The organism is Hydrogenophaga sp. (assembly GCF_030651625.1).
Taxonomy (GTDB): domain Bacteria; phylum Pseudomonadota; class Gammaproteobacteria; order Burkholderiales; family Burkholderiaceae_C; genus Hydrogenophaga.
On record NZ_JAUSCF010000009.1, the window covers coordinates 1 to 16,718 of the forward strand.

15 protein-coding genes are annotated in these 16,718 nt (G+C 64.2%); 8 read left to right on the plus strand and 7 right to left on the minus strand.

What is annotated here, in order from left to right:
* The 3 genes from Q7V46_RS03525 to Q7V46_RS03535 form a co-directional block, all read right to left on the minus strand.
* Positions 1–264: acyltransferase (locus Q7V46_RS03525; protein ID WP_304912251.1), on the minus strand; the 264-nt coding region annotated here is incomplete at its 3' end.
* Positions 265–458: 194 nt separating this feature from the next.
* Positions 459–1,364 (minus strand): NAD(P)-dependent oxidoreductase, encoded by a 906-nt coding sequence (locus Q7V46_RS03530; RefSeq protein WP_304912252.1) that lies wholly within the window; start codon positions 1,362–1,364, stop codon positions 459–461.
* A 143-nt stretch (positions 1,365–1,507) separates the two neighbouring features.
* Positions 1,508–2,251 carry a GntR family transcriptional regulator gene (locus tag Q7V46_RS03535; protein ID WP_304912130.1) on the minus strand — a complete coding sequence of 248 codons (744 nt, stop codon included), beginning with the start codon at positions 2,249–2,251 and terminating at the stop codon, positions 1,508–1,510.
* Between the two features lie 106 nt (positions 2,252–2,357).
* On the opposite strand from Q7V46_RS03535, the gene Q7V46_RS03540 reads away from it, so the two are divergent.
* Both Q7V46_RS03540 and Q7V46_RS03545 read left to right on the plus strand, forming a co-directional pair.
* Positions 2,358–3,239 (plus strand): alpha/beta hydrolase, encoded by an 882-nt coding sequence (locus tag Q7V46_RS03540; RefSeq protein ID WP_304912131.1) that lies wholly within the window; start codon positions 2,358–2,360, stop codon positions 3,237–3,239.
* A 21-nt stretch (positions 3,240–3,260) separates the two neighbouring features.
* Complete coding sequence (locus Q7V46_RS03545; protein WP_304912132.1) at positions 3,261–4,007, plus strand: sulfite exporter TauE/SafE family protein; 747 nt, start codon at positions 3,261–3,263, stop codon at positions 4,005–4,007.
* Between the two features lie 39 nt (positions 4,008–4,046).
* Here Q7V46_RS03545 and Q7V46_RS03550 read toward each other — a convergent pair whose 3' ends face one another.
* Positions 4,047–5,024, minus strand: a complete 978-nt coding sequence (locus tag Q7V46_RS03550; protein WP_304912133.1) for a GMP reductase — start codon at positions 5,022–5,024, stop codon at positions 4,047–4,049.
* Between the two features lie 323 nt (positions 5,025–5,347).
* Between Q7V46_RS03550 and Q7V46_RS03555 the strand changes: the two genes are divergently transcribed.
* Positions 5,348–7,837, plus strand: coding sequence for a UvrD-helicase domain-containing protein (locus tag Q7V46_RS03555; RefSeq protein WP_304912134.1), 2,490 nt, complete (start codon positions 5,348–5,350; stop codon positions 7,835–7,837).
* Between the two features lie 172 nt (positions 7,838–8,009).
* Here the strand turns inward: Q7V46_RS03555 and Q7V46_RS03560 are convergent, their stop codons facing one another.
* The gene (locus tag Q7V46_RS03560) at positions 8,010–8,558 is read right to left on the minus strand and encodes a phosphonate degradation HD-domain oxygenase (protein ID WP_304912135.1); all 549 of its coding nucleotides are present in this window, start codon (positions 8,556–8,558) and stop codon (positions 8,010–8,012) included.
* 76 nt (positions 8,559–8,634) lie between these two features.
* Between Q7V46_RS03560 and Q7V46_RS03565 the strand changes: the two genes are divergently transcribed.
* From Q7V46_RS03565 to phnX, 5 genes are all read left to right on the plus strand, one after another.
* Positions 8,635–9,672: a putative 2-aminoethylphosphonate ABC transporter substrate-binding protein gene (locus tag Q7V46_RS03565; protein WP_304912136.1), complete on the plus strand. Its 1,038-nt coding sequence runs from the start codon at positions 8,635–8,637 to the stop codon at positions 9,670–9,672.
* A 184-nt stretch (positions 9,673–9,856) separates the two neighbouring features.
* Complete coding sequence (locus Q7V46_RS03570) at positions 9,857–10,948, plus strand: ABC transporter ATP-binding protein (RefSeq protein ID WP_304912253.1); 1,092 nt, start codon at positions 9,857–9,859, stop codon at positions 10,946–10,948.
* Complete coding sequence (locus tag Q7V46_RS03575) at positions 10,941–12,647, plus strand: putative 2-aminoethylphosphonate ABC transporter permease subunit (protein WP_304912137.1); 1,707 nt, start codon at positions 10,941–10,943, stop codon at positions 12,645–12,647. Before Q7V46_RS03570 ends, Q7V46_RS03575 begins: the two co-directional genes overlap by 8 nt.
* Before the next feature lie 477 nt (positions 12,648–13,124).
* Entirely contained in the window at positions 13,125–14,246 is a 1,122-nt protein-coding gene (locus Q7V46_RS03580) for a TIGR03364 family FAD-dependent oxidoreductase (RefSeq protein WP_304912138.1), read from the plus strand.
* A gap of 5 nt (positions 14,247–14,251) precedes the next feature.
* On the plus strand, positions 14,252–15,088 hold the full coding sequence (gene phnX, locus Q7V46_RS03585; protein ID WP_304912139.1) for a phosphonoacetaldehyde hydrolase: 837 nt from the start codon (positions 14,252–14,254) through the stop codon (positions 15,086–15,088).
* Positions 15,089–15,138: 50 nt separating this feature from the next.
* On the opposite strand, the gene Q7V46_RS03590 is transcribed toward phnX, so the two are convergent.
* Both Q7V46_RS03590 and asd read right to left on the minus strand, forming a co-directional pair.
* The gene (locus Q7V46_RS03590) at positions 15,139–15,414 is read right to left on the minus strand and encodes a hypothetical protein (protein WP_304912140.1); all 276 of its coding nucleotides are present in this window, start codon (positions 15,412–15,414) and stop codon (positions 15,139–15,141) included.
* A gap of 175 nt (positions 15,415–15,589) precedes the next feature.
* Positions 15,590–16,513 carry an archaetidylserine decarboxylase gene (asd, locus tag Q7V46_RS03595; protein ID WP_304912141.1) on the minus strand — a complete coding sequence of 308 codons (924 nt, stop codon included), beginning with the start codon at positions 16,511–16,513 and terminating at the stop codon, positions 15,590–15,592.
* Positions 16,514–16,718 lie beyond the last annotated feature (205 nt).

Below are 16,718 nucleotides of genomic sequence, written 5' to 3' on the forward strand. Positions count from 1 at the left end.
CATGACCATGGTGGTGGCCAGCACCAGCAGCAGGGCGGGGAAGATGCGCTTGACGCGGCGCACGTAGAAGGTGCCGAAGCTGAACTGCCCGCTGGCCAGGCCGCGCAGGATGATGGTGCTGATGAGGTAGCCGGAGATGACGAAGAAGATGTCCACGCCCACGAAGCCGCCAGGCAGCAACTGGGGAAATGCGTGGTGGATGACAACCGCCACCACGGCTATGGCCCTCAGGCCGTCAATGTCGGCTCGGTAGTCGGCATGCAGCGTCGGCAAGGAGGCGGGTGTGGTGGCTGAGGGCAATGAGGGGAGGCAGGGTTGGGGTGCTTTCGGGCGGAGATGCTTGGACGCTTCGTGCTACACCGTGTTCCCGCTGGCAGTGGTTGCCTTGTGGACAGCGTGTGTGCTGATAGCTTGCCACAATCCGTTGTGCGATGGCTGCAGGCGCCATCGCCATGCGTTCAGTTCATCCCGTTTCGGCTGGCCAGTTCAACGAACAGAGCCGAATGGTCAAGATCGGCCAGTCCGTGTTCGGCGGTCTGGGCAAACAACTGTTCGAGCAACTGGGTGATGGGAGCCTCGAATCCGATTTCGTTGCTGGTGGACAAGGCGTTGCGCAGATCATTGAGCTGGAATGCGACCGCGCCATGTTTTGTGAAGTCGCGATCAATCATGCGCTGCCCGTGGACTTGCAGGATGCGGCTGTCTGCGAAACCGCCGGTGATCGCTTCCTTGACCTTGGACATGTCGGCCCCGCCGCGCTCACACAACAACAAAGCCTCAGCCACCGCTCCGATGGTGATGCCCACGATCATCTGGTTCGCGAGTTTGGCGAGTTGGCCTGCACCGTGTCCGCCGACGTGTGTGGCCCGGCCCAGCAGATCAAATATCGGGCGCACCTGCGCAAAGTCTGCGGGTCTGCCGCCGACCATGATGGCCAATGTGCCTTTTTCGGCACCCGCAGCGCCGCCTGACAGCGGCGCATCGAGGTGGTGCACCCCCAGGGCACTCAACCGGGCGGCGTGGTCCCTGGCCTGCCGGGGCGAGATGGATGACATGTCAACCACGATGCTGCCCGGCCGCAGTCCATCGACAGCCCCCTTGTGGAACAACACCTCTTCAACCGCCGCGCCGTCGGCCAGCAACAGGATGACCACATCGGCCTGAGCCACCGCTTCGGCCGGTTGATGGGTGACGTGCACGCCCAGCAAGGTCAAAGGGTCGGCCTTGGAGCGAGTGCGGTTCCAGGCGCTGATCAAAATTCCGGCGGTACTCAGCCGGCGTGCGGCTGTCAGTCCCATCGTGCCTGTGCCGAGAATGGCGACGCTTGGCGATGGTCCGGAAGTGTTCGCCGTCGCAGGAGGCAAGGAAACGGAGGTGGTGGGAAGGTTCACTTTGGTGAGTGCGTTGGTGGGTCTGAAGCCAAAGGCCTTGTTGCGCTCAAGACTTGTGAAAAGGTAAAAAAATGCGGTTCCCGGGCAAACCCGGAAACCGCATGGAAGTGCCTCAACTACCGAAGCAGTTGAGAACCACGGAGTCGTGGAGTGGGCCCAAGGCTGGCTGCGAGCGATTTCGCATTTGAATCCATCTGTGCGCCCAGATTGGTGCGGGCGCGGCTGCAGTGGCGTTGCATGAGTCGTTCCGCCAGTTCAGCGTTTCCCATGTTCACCGCGTTGGCGATGGCCTCGTGTTCGTCCCAGACTGGCTCGCGCAGCAAATCGGACTGAAGTGCCTCGCCCATCGCCCGCTGAATGTGGTGCCAGTGCAGCAGCGCACTTTGTTCGATCAGCGGATTGCCGGCGGCCCGGTAGAGCGCGGTATGGAAGGCAAGGTCCGCATCGATCATGGCCCTGATATCGTCACGTTTCACGGCCAATCGGCCGTTTGCAATCAACGCCGGGTCGATGAAAGTGCCCCGGGATGCGGCCAGCCGGGTGGCCAGGGTGTCGAGGGCGGTGCGCACTTCGTAGACCTGTGCGATCCAGTTCGCATCCAGGGGTGCGACCTGCAAGCCACGGCTGCGGCCGGCCGGAACGCCCGTGACGGGCGCGTCCTGCACAAAACCGTCCCTTTTGAGCAGCTTCAAGGCCTGGGTGATCGGCTGGCGCGACACGGCCAGTTGTTCGGCCAGTTCTTCCTGCGTGATGCGCTGGCCGGGCTTCAGCGAGCCTGCGCTGATGGCATCGAGCAACACGCGGTAGACCTGGTCGGCCAGATCCGGCGAGGTTTCAAGCTTGAGCAACTGGGCCGACATGTTGATGGGTATATTTGGAATTCTGTATGCAGAATACAGCATTCCATGTGACCTGTCACCCCTTCGGTTCAACCAGCACGCACCGCCAGCGTGCACAATGCCGTCGATGAATTCGCCTCAACTGAAAAACCCGATCTGGCTGGACGGTCAGTACAACAACCGGGCTCTGGTGCCCGAACATGGTCGGCACTTTGCCGAATGGGCCGCCGCATCGGACCAGGCCCGGCGCACCCTGACCGCCATGCTCGATGTGCAGTACGGCCACGGCGCTGGCGAAACACTGGATATTTTTCCTGCTGCACGCATGCCCGGGCGGCCACCGGCGCCCGTGGTGGTCTTCATTCATGGCGGTTACTGGCGCAGCCTGGACAAGTCGGACCATTCGTTCCTGGCACCTGCGTTCGTGAAACGCGGCGCCTGTGTGGTGATGCCCAATTACGCGCTGTGTCCGGCTGTCACCATCCCCGACATCACCCTGCAGATGGTGCGCGCCCTGGCCTGGGTCTACCGCCACATCAAGGTGCATGGCGGTGATCCGGAGCGCATCACGGTGATCGGCCATTCGGCCGGTGGGCACCTCGCTGCCATGCTGCTGGCATGTAAGTGGCCTTTGGTCGGAGGCGATCTGCCGGATGCGCTGGTCAGGAATGCGCTGTCGATCTCCGGCCTGTACGACCTGGAGCCACTGCTGCACACACCCTTCTTGCGCGATTCACTTCGCCTCACGCCAGCGCAGGTGAAGAAGGCCAGCCCGGCCCGTCTGCCGGCCCCATTGCCCATGGGAGACCGCGGACACCTTTACACCGTGGCGGGTGCACTGGAAAGCAGTGAATTCCTGCGGCACAACCAGTTGATCCAGGACGCCTGGGGCAGGGATGTGGTGCCTGTGTGCGAGGCCTTGCCCGGTTTGAACCATTTCAGTGTGCTGGAGGCGCTGGTGCAGCCGCGCCACCGGCTGCACCGCATGGCGCTGGAATTGCTCGCTTGATCAAGCGCGTGACATGGGGTGATGGGTATTGATGCGGCTTATGCGGCAGCGGTGGTCCTGCTGGGCTATCTGGTGCTTGGTGTCACGGGCTTTGGCTCTGCGTTGGTCATCGTGCCCCTGCTTGCCTTGCGCTGGCCCTTGACGCAAGTCGTGCCCCTGGTTTTGCTGATGGATGTGGTCGCATCGGGTCTGATGGGACGTCTGAATCTGAGGCAGGTGGCCTGGCCGGAACTGCGCAGCCTGGTGCCTGGCATGGTGCTGGGCTGTGGGCTCGGGCTGTTTCTGTCGCGACACCTCACCTCACCCTGGCCCTTGTTGTTTCTTGGGGGGTACGTGGTCTGGGTCGGTTGGCGCACGCTGGGTGGACCGCCGCCGGACACATCCCCCAGGCCCTCGCTGGGCGGCCTCTACGGCCTGGGCGTGGGTGTTGTGCAGATGAGTTTCGGCACCGCCGGCCCGCTGGTGCTGGCCTGGTTGGCGCGGCGCGGCGTTCGGCCCGACGCCATGCGTGCCAGCACACCGGTCGCCATGCTGGGGGTGGCCTTGCTCGTGCTGATCGGCATGGGGTGGCAGGGTCGTCTGAGTGACGCCTTGCTGTGGCAGCGGCTCCTGGTGCTGCTTCCATTGGGGCTTTTCGCCGTCGTGATTGGCCACCGTGTGGCCGCACGCCTGCCGAAGCAACGACTTCGTGCGGCCATGGCGCTCCTTCTGGTGGCCAGCGGGCTGCTGCTGATGGTGAACGCGGCCCGGCAACTGATGCCTGATTGAACCCGCTGGCCCCTTAGGCCCAGACCATGCGGGCATGGTTCACATGAACAGGTGTTCGCCCGCGTTATCGCCGCCCAGGATCACATAGTTCACCTTGCGCACATCCATCAGCTTCGTGCCACCGGCGTAGCTGATGGAGCTCTGCACGTCCTGTTCCATTTCCACCAGCGTTTCCGCCAGCTTGCCCTTGATGGGCTCCAGAATGCGCTTGCCTTCCACGTGTTTGTATTCGCCCTTGTTGAAGTCGCTGGCCGAGCCGTAGTACTCCTTGTAGAGCAGGCCGTCGACCTCGACTGTCTTTCCGGGCGATTCTTCATGGCCGGCGAACAGTGAGCCGATCATGACCATGCTGGCGCCAAAACGCACGCTCTTGGCGATGTCGCCATGGCTGCGGATGCCGCCGTCGGCGATGATGGGTTTGGTGGCCACGCGGGCACACCACTTGAGCGCGCTCAGCTGCCAGCCGCCCGTGCCAAAGCCGGTCTTGAGCTTGGTGATGCACACCTTGCCAGGGCCCACGCCCACCTTGGTGGCGTCTGCACCCCAGTTTTCCAGATCGATCACGGCCTCCGGCGTGGCCACGTTGCCGGCGATCACGAAACTGGCGGGCAACCTCGCCTTGATGTAGCCGATCATGTCGCGCACGCTGTCGGCATGGCCGTGGGCGATGTCGATGGTGATGTATTCGGGTAGCAGGCCCTCGGCGGCCAGCGTGTCCACGGTGGCACGGTCGGCGGCTTTCACGCCCAGCGAAATCGATGCATACACCCCCTTCGCGTGCATGTCGCGCACGAACTGCACGTTGTCGAGGTCGAAGCGGTGCATCACGTAGAAGTAGCCGTTCTGCGCCAGCCAGAGGCTGATGGTCTCGTCCACCACGGTCTTCATGTTGGCCGGCACCACCGGCAGGCGGAACTTGCGCCCGCCCAACTCCACGCCGGCGTCGCATTCCGATCGGCTCTCCACGCGGCATTTACGTGGCAGCAGCAGGATGTTGTCGTAATCAAAGATTTCCATAAGGGAGCACCCCCGCGTCGCCTTCGGCGCCACCCCCTCAAGGGGGCGCCACCTGCGGCCCGGCAAAGCCGGTTCTGCGGTGGCACTGGACGTCGCGCGTCGGAAAGGTGGTTGGTGTAATGGGTTGTAGAGGGCGAGACGGCAGCCGTTGTGTCCGAGGGACGGAAACAAAAAACCGGGCGCAAGAAACCCTGGGCCCGGTGATTGATTCTAGGCGTTTGCCGCAGGAAGGGCCAGCCGATTCGTCGGCAGCCTGGCGTATGAAGGTCATATGGAGCAGCGTATGAACCACGGGTGAGGCTGTGGCTTCCTACAATCGCCGGATGCTGTTTGAAGATTCTGTTGCCCCGTCCCCGCTGCTTGCGGGCCTGAACACCGAACAGGGGGCCGCTGTGACCTTGCCGCCCGAGCACGCGCTCATTCTGGCGGGTGCCGGATCGGGCAAGACCCGTGTGCTCACCACCCGCATCGCCTGGCTGCTGCAGACCGGGCAGGTGACACCGGGGGGCATTCTGGCGGTGACCTTCACCAACAAGGCCGCCAAGGAAATGATGACGCGCCTGTCCAGCATGCTGCCCATCAATGTGCGCGGCATGTGGATCGGCACCTTCCATGGCCTGTGCAACCGCTTCCTGCGGGCGCACCACAAACTGGCCAACCTGCCCGCCACGTTTCAGATTCTCGACACCCAGGACCAGCTCTCGGCTGTCAAGCGCTTGTGCAAGCAGTTCAATGTGGACGACGAACGCTATCCGCCCAAGCAGATCCAGTACTTCATCAGCGGCTGCAAGGAAGACGGCCAGCGCCCGGGCGACGTGGTGGCGCGTGATGAAGAAACGCGCAAAAAGATCGAGCTGTACGCGCTGTACGAAGAGCAGTGCCAGCGCGAGGGCGTGGTGGACTTCGGTGAGCTCATGCTGCGCAGCTACGAGGTGCTGCGAGACAACGATCCCGTGCGCGAACACTACCAGCGGCGTTTCCGCCACATCCTGATCGACGAGTTCCAGGACACCAACCGCCTGCAATACGCCTGGATCAAGATGTTCAGCACACCGCCGCTCGAAGGCCTCACGCCTGCCGGAAACGCGGTGTTTGCCGTGGGGGATGACGACCAGAGCATCTACGCCTTTCGCGGCGCGCGTGTGGGCAACATGGCCGACTTCGTGCGCGAGTTCCACGTGCGGCACCAGATCAAGCTGGAGCAGAACTACCGCAGCTGCAGCAACATTCTGGACTCGGCCAACGAACTGATCAGCCACAACAGCCACCGGCTGGGCAAGAACCTCCGCACCGACGCAGGTGCCGGTGAGCCGGTGCGTGTGTTTGAAGCCACCAGCGACTTTGCCGAGGCGCAGTGGATGGTCGACGAGATGAAGCAACTTGCGCGCGAGGATGTGCCCAAGGTGGAAATGGCGGTGCTCTACCGCAGCAACGCCCAGAGCCGCGTGGTGGAAACCGCGCTGTTCAACGCCGGCCTGCCGTACCGCGTGTACGGCGGTCTGCGATTCTTTGAGCGTGCCGAAATCAAGCACGCTCTCGCCTACCTGCGGCTGCTGGAGAACCCGAACGACGACACCAGTTTCCTGCGCGTGGTGAACTTCCCGCCACGCGGCATCGGAGCGCGCAGCATCGAACAATTGCAGGACGTCGCACGCAGCTCAGGCTGTTCGCTGCACGACGCAGTGAGTGCGGTCACCGGCCGCGCCGGCGTGGCCATTGGGGCCTTTGTGGCCAAGCTGGATGTGCTGCGCGAGCGTTCAGAAGGCATGACGCTGAGCGAGATCATCGAGCTGGTGATCGACCACAGCGGCCTGGTGGAGCACTACCGGGCCGAGCGCGAAGGACAAGACCGGGTGGAGAACCTGGAGGAACTGGTGAGTGCCGCCAAGAGCTTCGTGGGCATCGAGGGCTTTGGCCGCGATGCCGTGGCGCGCACGGTGGATGCGCAAGGGGAGCCGCTCACGCAGAGCCCGGTAAGCCAGGGGCTGGAACCGGGGGAACCCTCACCCCCACCCTCTCCCGCAAGCGGGAGAGGGGGCAGTTCACTCCCTCGCCCGCTTGCGGGAGAGGGTGGGGGTGAGGGTCTTCCCGGCCCCGACGCAGACACCGGCGAAACCATGAGTCCGCTGGCCGCCTTCCTCACTCATGCCGCGCTGGAATCCGGCGACAACCAGGCCCAGGCCGGGCAGGACGCGGTGCAGCTGATGACGGTACACGCCGCCAAGGGCCTGGAGTTCGACTGCGTGTTCATCACCGGCATGGAAGAAGGCCTGTTCCCGCACGAGAATTCCATGAGCGACCGCGACGGTCTGGAGGAAGAGCGGCGCCTGATGTATGTGGCCATCACCCGTGCCCGCAAGCGCCTGTACCTGAGCCATTCGCAGACCCGCATGCTGCATGGCCAGACCCGCTACAACATGAAGAGCCGCTTCTTCGACGAGCTGCCCGAGGCCTGCCTGAAGTGGCTCACACCGCAGCAACCTGCGTGGGGCGCGCCAGGCGGGGCCGGTGGTGGAGGCGGGCAGTGGCAGAACGGCCGCCGCAGCTTCGGAACGCCCCCAGCGCTGCAGCCTTCGTGGTCGCCCGGCTTCAACGACAAGGGTGACCCGAAAGGCCTGGGCCAGACCGCACCCGAACCGGACCGAGGCACCGACATCCGTGCGGGGCAGGCGGTGTTCCACAACAAGTTCGGCGAAGGCAAGGTACTGGCCATCGAGGGCACCGGCACCGATGCGCGGGCCCAGGTCAGCTTCAGCCGGCATGGTGTGAAATGGCTCGCGCTCAGCGTCGCAAAGCTGACCCCTATTCCCTGAGAGGCCGGGCGTTCTGCCGGGTAATCGTCGCTGCTGGGGCTGGTGGTACCCGTGCCGGTGGTCGCCTGGCTGCGCACAGCACCACGCCCAGCGCCCGCTTCGTGCCCACCTTGTTCTTGCTAGTGAAAGGGGCGCCGCGCACCTTGGATTCGCTGATCTGAAGAATACCGAGTCAGCGCCGCTGGCAGACCAGTACCAGCGGCCAGAAGGTCTCCAACGCAGGCGTGGGATGGCCGGGCCGCTTGGCTGTCTCGTCCCAGTGCCGCAGCCGCACCGCATCCATGGCGTGCGGCAGCTGTCGGAAAGCAAAGCATTCGGCTGTGTCCATCGGGCCGCCTTGCAGCGCTAGGCTGCGCTGTGAATCGATCGACAGCACCTTGAGATAGGCCGGGTGATGGGCGAGGTAGCGCTTGGCCTGCACATGGAGTGCCACGGGCCGGGTGACTTCCGGGCCGAACCATTGAGAGAGACACGCTTCAGCCAGGTGCTCGTGCGAATCGTCCACGCCTCGCTCGGTGGGTGTGCCGCCATGGTCATGCAGCAGGTGGCCAATGTCGTGCAGCAAGGCCGCCACCACCAGTGCGTCACCTGCCTGAGCCGCCTGTGCCAGGGTTGCGCACTGGAGCGCATGTTCCAGGTGGGTGACCGGCTCGCCGGTGTAGCGCTCGCCGCCTCGTTGCTGCAAACGCTCAAAGAGTGCTTCGAGAGTGTGTGTCGTCATTTCGTCATGAAATCGTCGTGATCGCGTCATCGTCGCTGCAAAGAATGAAAGCACCATGACATCCGGAGCACAACACATGAAAACCCACCTTTCCCGCCGCTTCCTGCTGGCCACCGCTGCTGCTCTGAGCCTGTCGCTTTCCGGCAACCTGTTGGCACAGAGCAAGACCGAGTTGCTGGTGTACAGCGCACTGGAGGCCGACCAGATCAAGGCCTACGAAGAGGCCTTCGAGAAAGCCCACCCCGGCATCGATCTGAAGTTCGTGCGCGACTCCACCGGTATCGTCACTGCCAAGCTGCTGGCTGAGAAAGCCAATCCGCAAGCCGATGTGGTGTGGGGCCTGGCCGCCACCTCGCTGATGTTGCTGGACAAGGAAGGCATGCTCATGCCCTACGCCCCCAAGGGCCTGGAGGCGGTGAAGCCCGCCATGCGCGACCCGCGCCCGCAACCCACCTGGGTGGGCATGGACGTATGGGCATCTGCGGTGTGTTTCAACACGGTGGAAGCGGCCAAGAAGAACATGCCCTTGCCCAAGAGCTGGGCCGACCTGACCAACCCGGCTTACAAAGGCCATATCAGCATGCCGCACCCCGCCAGTTCGGGTACAGGCTACCTGATGGTGTCGTCCTGGCTGCAGATGATGGGTGAGGACAAGGGCTGGGCCTACATGGACGCCCTTCACGAAAACATGGGTTCGTACACGCATTCGGGTAGCAAGCCTTGCCGCCAGGCCGGGGCCGGTGAATACCCCATCGGCCTGAGCTTCGAATACCGGGCCAACAAAACCAAGAAGGACGGCGCTCCCATCGCCATCGTGCTGCCGTCTGAAGGCCTGGGCTGGGACATGGAAGCCACGGCCATCCTGAAGACCACCAAGAAAGCCGATGCCGCCAAGGCCCTGGCCGACTGGGCTGTGTCGCGTCAGGCCAATGAACTCTACGCCAAGAACTTTGCGGTGGTGGCCTTGCCTGGTATCCAGGAAAAGCTCGAATTCATCGAGGGCGACGTGGAAAAGATGCTGGCCAAGAACGACTTCACCTGGGCTGCCAGCAACCGCGAGCGTGTGCTGGCCGAATGGAGCCGCCGCTACGAGAGCAAGGCCGAGAAGCGCTGACGTGTTCCAGCCGTCCCACCCAGGTCGCATCGCTGGCGAGCCCGTCGCCACCGAGGCAGACCTGCGTGTCGCGGTGAGCCAGCAACCAGCCGTGGGCAACGCAGTGGGAGACCCACCAGCCCGTGTTGTCAAAGCTGCTGAAACGGCTGGCGCAGATCTACTGGCGGATGAAGCCGCTGTGCCACTGCTGCGACTGAGGGGCGTCACACGGAAGTACGGCACTCAAACCGTGCTGAACAGGGTCGACCTCGACATCGGCGCCGAGGAGTTCGTCTGCCTGCTGGGCCCGTCGGGTTGCGGCAAGACCACGTTGCTGCGCATTGTCTGCGGCATTGAAAGCGGCTTTGGCGGCACGCTGCACATGGGCGGGCAGGACATCACTTCATGGCCGGCCGCGGAGCGCCGATTTGGTGTGGTGTTCCAGTCGTATGCCCTGTTCCCCAATCTGACGGTGCTTGACAACGTCGCCTACGGTTTGCGTGGCATGGACAGCAGCCACCGGCGTGCACGCTGCATGGAAATGCTTGATCTGGTGGGTCTGGCAGCCCATGTCCAGAAGTACCCGGCCCAGCTCTCGGGAGGCCAGCAGCAGCGTGTGGCCCTGGCGCGCGCACTCGCCCCCAGGCCTCGACTGCTTTTGCTGGATGAGCCCCTGTCGGCTCTGGATGCCCAGGTGCGTACCGGGTTGAGACAGGAGATCCGCCGGCTGCAGCAGCAGTTGCGCATCCCCACCGTCATGGTCACGCACGATCAGGAAGAAGCGTTGACCATGGCAGACCGCGTGGTGCTGATGGAGCGGGGCCGTATCGTGCAGCAGTCTGCGCCGATCGATCTCTATGCCCGCCCGGCCAGCGAGTTCGCAGCCCGCTTCGTTGGGCGCATGAACGTATTCACCGGGCAACTCACCGGCGCCACCCAGGTGCTCGTGGGTCAGGTCGATCTGCGCATCGCGCCCCACACGCACCATCTGCACAGCGGTGGTGCGGTGAGCATCGGCATCCGGCCGGAGCTGGTGCGTGTGCGCGATCGAGACTGGCCGCGTGAGCGTGCCCCCGGGGCCCGGGTACCTTCAACCAACACGGTGCCGGTGGAACTCGTCGACATCACTTTTTGCGGCGCGCACACGATGTTGCAGCTGCATGCGCCCACACTGGGCACGCACATCGAAGCCGAACTTTCCACGCCGCTGGGTGGCGAATTGCGCTGGCGCCGTGGCGCATTGCTGGCGGCCACTTTGCCCGAAGCGGCGTTGACTTTGCTGGAGCGCCATGGCTGAAGCGGGGGCGCCCTGGAACGGGGTTGGCCAGTCGGCGCCGGCGCGTGTGCCCGAAGGCGCCCTGGTGGGTGCGGGCGCCTGGACCATGCTGGTGCTGGGGGTCTTGTTCATCATCCTGCCGGTGGGGGCGCTGGTTCAGCACAGCCTGTTCGACGGGGCAGGGCAGTGGGTCGGGCTGGACAACTTTGCGCGCTATCTGGAAACTCCGGCCTTGGCCGACTCCGCCTGGCGCAGTGTGAGGTTGGCGGCGCTCTCGGCGCTGATCTGCGTGTCGCTGGCCTATGGCTTTGCCTATGCCCTGACTCAGACCGCCATGCCCGGCAAGGCGGTGTTCAGGGCGGTGGCGCTGTTGCCCTTGCTGGCACCTTCGCTGCTGATGGCCATCAGTCTCATCTACCTGTTTGGCAACCAGGGACTGCTCAGATCGTGGTTTCCCGATGGCAGCATCTATGGGGAGCCGGGCATCGTCATGGGTTCGGTGCTCTGGACGTTTCCGCACGCGCTCATGGTGCTGCTCACCAGCATGGCCACCATGGACGGCCGTCTCCCAGAGGCGGCGCGCACCCTGGGCGCCAGCGCCTGGCGCGTGTTCTGGACCGTGACGGTACCCGCCAGCCGATATGGGCTGTGCATGGCCCTGGTGGTGGTGTTCGTGCTTGTGATCACCGACTTTGGTGTGGCCAAGGTGATCGGCGGTTCGGCCAACGTGCTGGCCACCGACCTCTACCGCCAGGTGGTGGGGCAGCAGAATTTCTCGATGGGTGCGGTGGTGGGCGTGTGGCTGCTGCTGCCAGCGGTGGGCTCATTCTTTCTGGAGCGTTCGATCCGGCGCCGGCAGGCGGCCGCACTGGGTGCGCGTTCTGCCGTGTTGCAGCCTGTTCGCTCGCCTTTGCGCGACAGCGTGATGTGGCTGTTCTGCGCCACCGTTGCGCTGGCGTTTCTGACCGTGATCGGCGTGGCGGTGTTTGCGTCGCTCGCCACTTACTGGCCGTACAACCTGAGTCCTGGCCTGAAGAACTACGACTTCGACAACATGGACGGCGGCGGCTGGGGCACTTACGCCAATTCCATTCGCATGGCCCTGATGACCGCTCTGCTGGGCACGGTGCTCGCGTTCCTGACCGCATGGCTGGTCGACAAACCGCGGCGCTTCGGTCCGGTGCGCGAGGCACTCAACCTCGTGCTTTCGCTGCCACTGGCGGTGCCAGGGCTGGCACTGGGGCTGGGGTACATCCTGTTCTTCAACGCGCCAGGCAACCCGCTGGGCGGGCTGTACGGCACCATGGCGATTCTGGTGTTGTGTACCGTGGTGCACTTCTTTTCGGTGGCCCACCTCACCATGCTGGCCGCACTGCGTCAACTGGACCAGGAATTCGAGCTGGTGGCCGAATCGCTGGGTGTGCCGTTCTGGAAAACCATGTGGCGGGTGCACCTGCCAGTGTGCCTGCCCGCGTTGCTGCAGGTGGCGGGCTTCTTCTTCATCAACGCCATGACCACCGTTTCTGCCGTGGTGTTTCTCTATTCGCCGCACACCCAGTTGGCGGCCGTGGCGGTGCTCAACATGGACGACGCTGGCGACGTGGCGCCAGCCGCCGCGATGGCGGTATTGATTTTTTTGACATCGGCGGCGGTGCGCGCCCTGTTCGCGCTGGTGTCGCACTGGACGCTGGCCCGCACCCAGCTGTGGCGCCTGAAATGAAACACCCCCGCGCCGCTTCGCGTCACCCCCTCGAGGGGGCGGCACTGGCCGTCCGGCAGAGCCGGCCCGGCGGTGCCCCTGGATGGGGCCGTTTCATGCGTTGCGGGTCGCGCGCTGCGCGGTGGAGCAACTGTATGAAACACCCCCGCGCCGCTTCGCGTCACCCCCTCGAGGGGGCGGCACTGGCCGTCCGGCAGCGCCGGCCCGGCGGTGCCCCTGGGTGGGACCGTTTCGTGCGTTGCGGGTCGCGCGCTGCGCGGTGGAGCAACTGTATGAAACATTCCCGCGCCGCTTCGCGTCACCCCCTCGAGGGGGCGGCACTGGCCGTCCGGCAGAGCCGGCCCGGCGGTGCCCCTGGGTGGGACCGTTTCATGCGCTGCGGGTCGCGCGCTGCGCGGTGGAGCAACTGTATGAAACATTCCCGCGCCGCTTTGCGTCAACCGAGATGAATGACGAGCTTACCTCTCAGGAATTCAGATGAGCAAGAACGCTTTTGATGTGGTGGTCGTGGGCGCGGGCATCGTGGGCCTTGCGCACGCGCTGGAAGCCCGGCGGCGAGGCCTGAGCGTGGCGGTGATCGAACGTGACCACCGCTGCGTGGGCGCGTCGATCCGCAACTTCGGCTTCGTGACCGTGACCGGACAGGGCGCTGGCACCACGTGGGACCGGGCGCGCCGCTCGCGCGACGTGTGGGCCGACGTGGCGCTACAGGCAGGCATTGCCGTGTTGCACAAAGGCCTGTGGTTGCTGGCCCAGCGGCCGCTGGCCTGGGACGTGATCGAGGCGTTTGCCGAGACCGAGATGGGGCGCGGATGCGAACTGCACACCGCAGCGTCGGCCGCAGCGCAGGCGCCCGAGCTTCGAACGGACGGCGCAGCCGGTGCGCTCTTCAGCCCCCATGAGCTGCGGGTGGAATCGCGGCAGGCCATTCCCCTGCTTGCTCGCTGGCTGGAACTGGCCCAGGGCGTGACCTTCCTGTACGGAGAAGAAGTGCTCGCCGCTGACGCAGGCGAGGTGCGCACCGCCAGCCGGCGGTTTCAGGCCGAACGCATCGTTTTGTGTCCAGGAACCGAACTCAATGGCGTCGCGCTGCCGTTTCTTGCAGGCTACAGCCTCGCACTCACCCGTCTTCAAATGCTGCGCGTGCGGCCCGAACCCGGCTTCCGCCTGAGTGCGGCGGTCATGAGCGACCTGAGTCTGGTGCGCTACCGGGGCTATGCCGATTTGCCGCAGGCCCAGCCGCTGCTGGCCCAGCTTCAGGAAGAAGAGGCGCAAAGCCTTGCCGATGGCATTCACCTGATTGTGGTGCAGAGCGCCGATGGCACGCTGGTGGTGGGTGATTCCCACCACAAGGCGACCTCGCCCGAGCCTTTTGCCAGCGAAGCCGTGGACCGGGACATCCTGCGCCACTTGCGGCTGACGCTGGACCTCACGCAAGCCGAAGTGGTCGAACGCTGGACCGGCGTCTACCCCACCGGTATTGAACAGGATTGTCTGATCGAAGCACCCAGCGACAGCCTGCGCGTCGTGGTGGTGAGCAGTGGCACCGGTGCCAGCACGGCGTTCGGTATCGCGCAGGACACCTTCAACCAATGGTGAACACCATGCAATTCCAGCACCTTCAGGCCGTCGTGTTCGACTGGGCCGGCACCGTCATCGACTTTGGCAGCCAGGCGCCCATGGGCGCCTTCGTCGAATTGTTTGCCCGTCATGGCGTGGCCATTTCCATCGAGGAAGCCCGGGTGCCCATGGGCCTGCCCAAGTGGGAACACATCCAGTCGCTGGGGCAGCAGCCACGCATTGCAGCGGCCTGGCAACAAGCCAAGGGCGCTCCGTTCACCGACGACGATGTGGATGCGCTGTACGCCGAATTCACACCCATGAACATGGCTTCGGTGCAGCACCATGCCAGGCTCATCGGTGGCACCAGCGAACTGGTGCAGATGCTGCGTGAGCGCGGGTTGCGCATCGGCTCGACCACCGGCTATAACCGCGAAATCATGCAGGTGCTGGCACCGCTGGCCGCAGCACAGGGTTTTGTGCCAGACAACCTCGTTTGCGCCGGTGACTTGCCGCGGTCGCGCCCATCACCCATGGGCATGCTTCAGACCTTCAAGGACCTGGGCGTGACGCAGGCGGAAGCCTCGGTGAAGGTGGACGACACCGTGCCTGGCTTGCTGGAAGGTCGAAATGCGGGTTGCTGGACGGTGGCCGTGATGGCCAGCGGCAACGCGCTGGGGCTGACCGAAGCGCAGTGGCGGGCCATGGACGAACCCGCCCGCGAGGTGGCCCGCGAGCAGGCCCGACAATCGCTGGGCGACGCACAACCCGACTTCTGGATCGACAGCATCACGAGCCTGCTGCCCGTGCTGCGCGACATCGATCTGCGTCTGGATCTGGGTCAGCACCCGTCGGGGGCGCAACTGGCAGAGGCGCGCTGAGCGCCTCTGCTCTGGTAGCTGTTTGAGTCCGGCCCGGCATGGGCCGCTGTTCAGGCTGTCCTGGCGGCTTCAGCGCTGTCGCGCAATTGGTTGATGTTCACCGATACGTCCAGCAATCGGACCTTGCTGCTGTAGTAGCGGTCCAGTCGCCATTCGGCCAGCAGATCGAGCGCAAGTTTGAAGTCGTCGTAGTTCAATTGGTAGAGGTCGGCCAACTGGAACGGTTTGTCGGACTCCAACGACACCACCAGGGAAGACAGGATGACGGCCGATGCCTGATTCGGGTCGGACTCGATGAGTTTGCGGGTTTTCTTGAGGGCTAGCATGGGCGCTTTCGGCAAAGTTGGTGAGTCTGGTGGCGCCCCTCTTTGGAGATTCGGGCTTCCTATGGTTTGAGGATAGCTTCGACCCCATCGATTTTTATGACAGTTGTGTGACGATCGACAGGCGCGAACGGCATCCACGCTAGGGCCTTTGGCGCACTGGTGGCAGCAAGCTGCTTCAGGTGGCAGCCGATTTGGGGTCATCGGGGTGGGAGCGTGTCATCAACGCCTCTCCCATGCGCATCGTCATGCCTTGCTGGAGCCGAGATGCCAGTTCAAACCCTTTCGGCGCCAGCACCAGGATCGTCGAACCGTGTTCGAACCAGCCCATCTCTTCTCCCTTGGTGTAGCGCGCGTCGCACGGCAGCTCGTTCGGCCCCTTGTAGCGAAGATTCAAAGGCACCTCAAACGCCCGCAGGCGCATGCTGGCCACCAGAATGGCGGCCACCGGCACCAGAATCATGCGGGTGTCGTTGGCCAGGCGAAGGTGCAGCACGGCGCGTTCGTTCTTGCAGAACAGGCGCTCGACCCGCTTGAGTGCGATCGGGTTCACGTTCCAGGTGTCGCCGCTGATGTAGGTCACATGCTCCAGCCGCGCATCACACGGTGCGTGGAAGCGGTGGTACATGCTCGAGGTGAGACGCAACGTGACATAGCACCCACCCACGAGCGACTGGGCCAGCGCCTTGGCCCGGTCGTCGTCGCCCAGCAGGTCGCTCAGGCGGTAAGGGAATCCCTTGGCCTGGAACACCTGAGGACCTGTGCCCGCATCGCCGTCTTCGATGACGCCGTGCGCGCCCACGATACCGTCGCTAGGGCTGGTCAGCACATCAGGTCGCCCATCCACCGGCCGTGAGCCAGGCTTGAGTTCGCGGGTGAAACAGTCGTGCAAGCTGTCGAAGCTGGACTTTTTGGCGTCACTCAGGTCCAGGTCGGTGAAGGTGGTCCAGGCTGCCATGGACAGTTTGCGCACCCATGGGTGGCGGATGCGGCTCCACCAGCCCATGAAATGCGTGAGCCCGATGCGCGGCACACGGTTGGTCAGCAGAAAGTTGAGGTCTTCGTTGAGAACCAGACGTTGAAGCGAGTGGCGCAGATTCATGGTGATGTCATGTGGCTGAAATAGAAATGAGGGTCTGGAGCCTGCGCGGCAGAAGGCATCGAAGCAAAACGCGCGAAAACCGAGGATCGTGTGGTGCTGCCGACAAGCCCAGGGTGGGGCCCTGGGCGCAGGAGGTAGTGCCGCAGGAGACCGGTTTGTCGCGTGTTGCAGCCGATGTCCCTTCTGCCGGGCAGACTCCCAATTG

Bases quoted from the DNA above. Each gene is read 5' to 3' on its own strand.
- Q7V46_RS03535 (WP_304912130.1), bottom strand. From the start codon at position 2,251: ATGTCGGCCCAGTTGCTCAAGCTTGAAACCTCGCCGGATCTGGCCGAC.
- Q7V46_RS03540 (WP_304912131.1), top strand. From the start codon at position 2,358: ATGAATTCGCCTCAACTGAAAAACCCGATCTGGCTGGACGGTCAGTAC.
- Q7V46_RS03545 (WP_304912132.1), top strand. From the start codon at position 3,261: ATGGGTATTGATGCGGCTTATGCGGCAGCGGTGGTCCTGCTGGGCTAT.
- Q7V46_RS03550 (WP_304912133.1), bottom strand. From the start codon at position 5,024: ATGGAAATCTTTGATTACGACAACATCCTGCTGCTGCCACGTAAATGC.
- Q7V46_RS03555 (WP_304912134.1), top strand. From the start codon at position 5,348: ATGCTGTTTGAAGATTCTGTTGCCCCGTCCCCGCTGCTTGCGGGCCTG.
- Q7V46_RS03560 (WP_304912135.1), bottom strand. From the start codon at position 8,558: ATGACGACACACACTCTCGAAGCACTCTTTGAGCGTTTGCAGCAACGA.
- Q7V46_RS03565 (WP_304912136.1), top strand. From the start codon at position 8,635: ATGAAAACCCACCTTTCCCGCCGCTTCCTGCTGGCCACCGCTGCTGCT.
- Q7V46_RS03575 (WP_304912137.1), top strand. From the start codon at position 10,941: ATGGCTGAAGCGGGGGCGCCCTGGAACGGGGTTGGCCAGTCGGCGCCG.
- Q7V46_RS03580 (WP_304912138.1), top strand. From the start codon at position 13,125: ATGAGCAAGAACGCTTTTGATGTGGTGGTCGTGGGCGCGGGCATCGTG.
- phnX (WP_304912139.1), top strand. From the start codon at position 14,252: ATGCAATTCCAGCACCTTCAGGCCGTCGTGTTCGACTGGGCCGGCACC.
- Q7V46_RS03590 (WP_304912140.1), bottom strand. From the start codon at position 15,414: ATGCTAGCCCTCAAGAAAACCCGCAAACTCATCGAGTCCGACCCGAAT.
- asd (WP_304912141.1), bottom strand. From the start codon at position 16,513: ATGAATCTGCGCCACTCGCTTCAACGTCTGGTTCTCAACGAAGACCTC.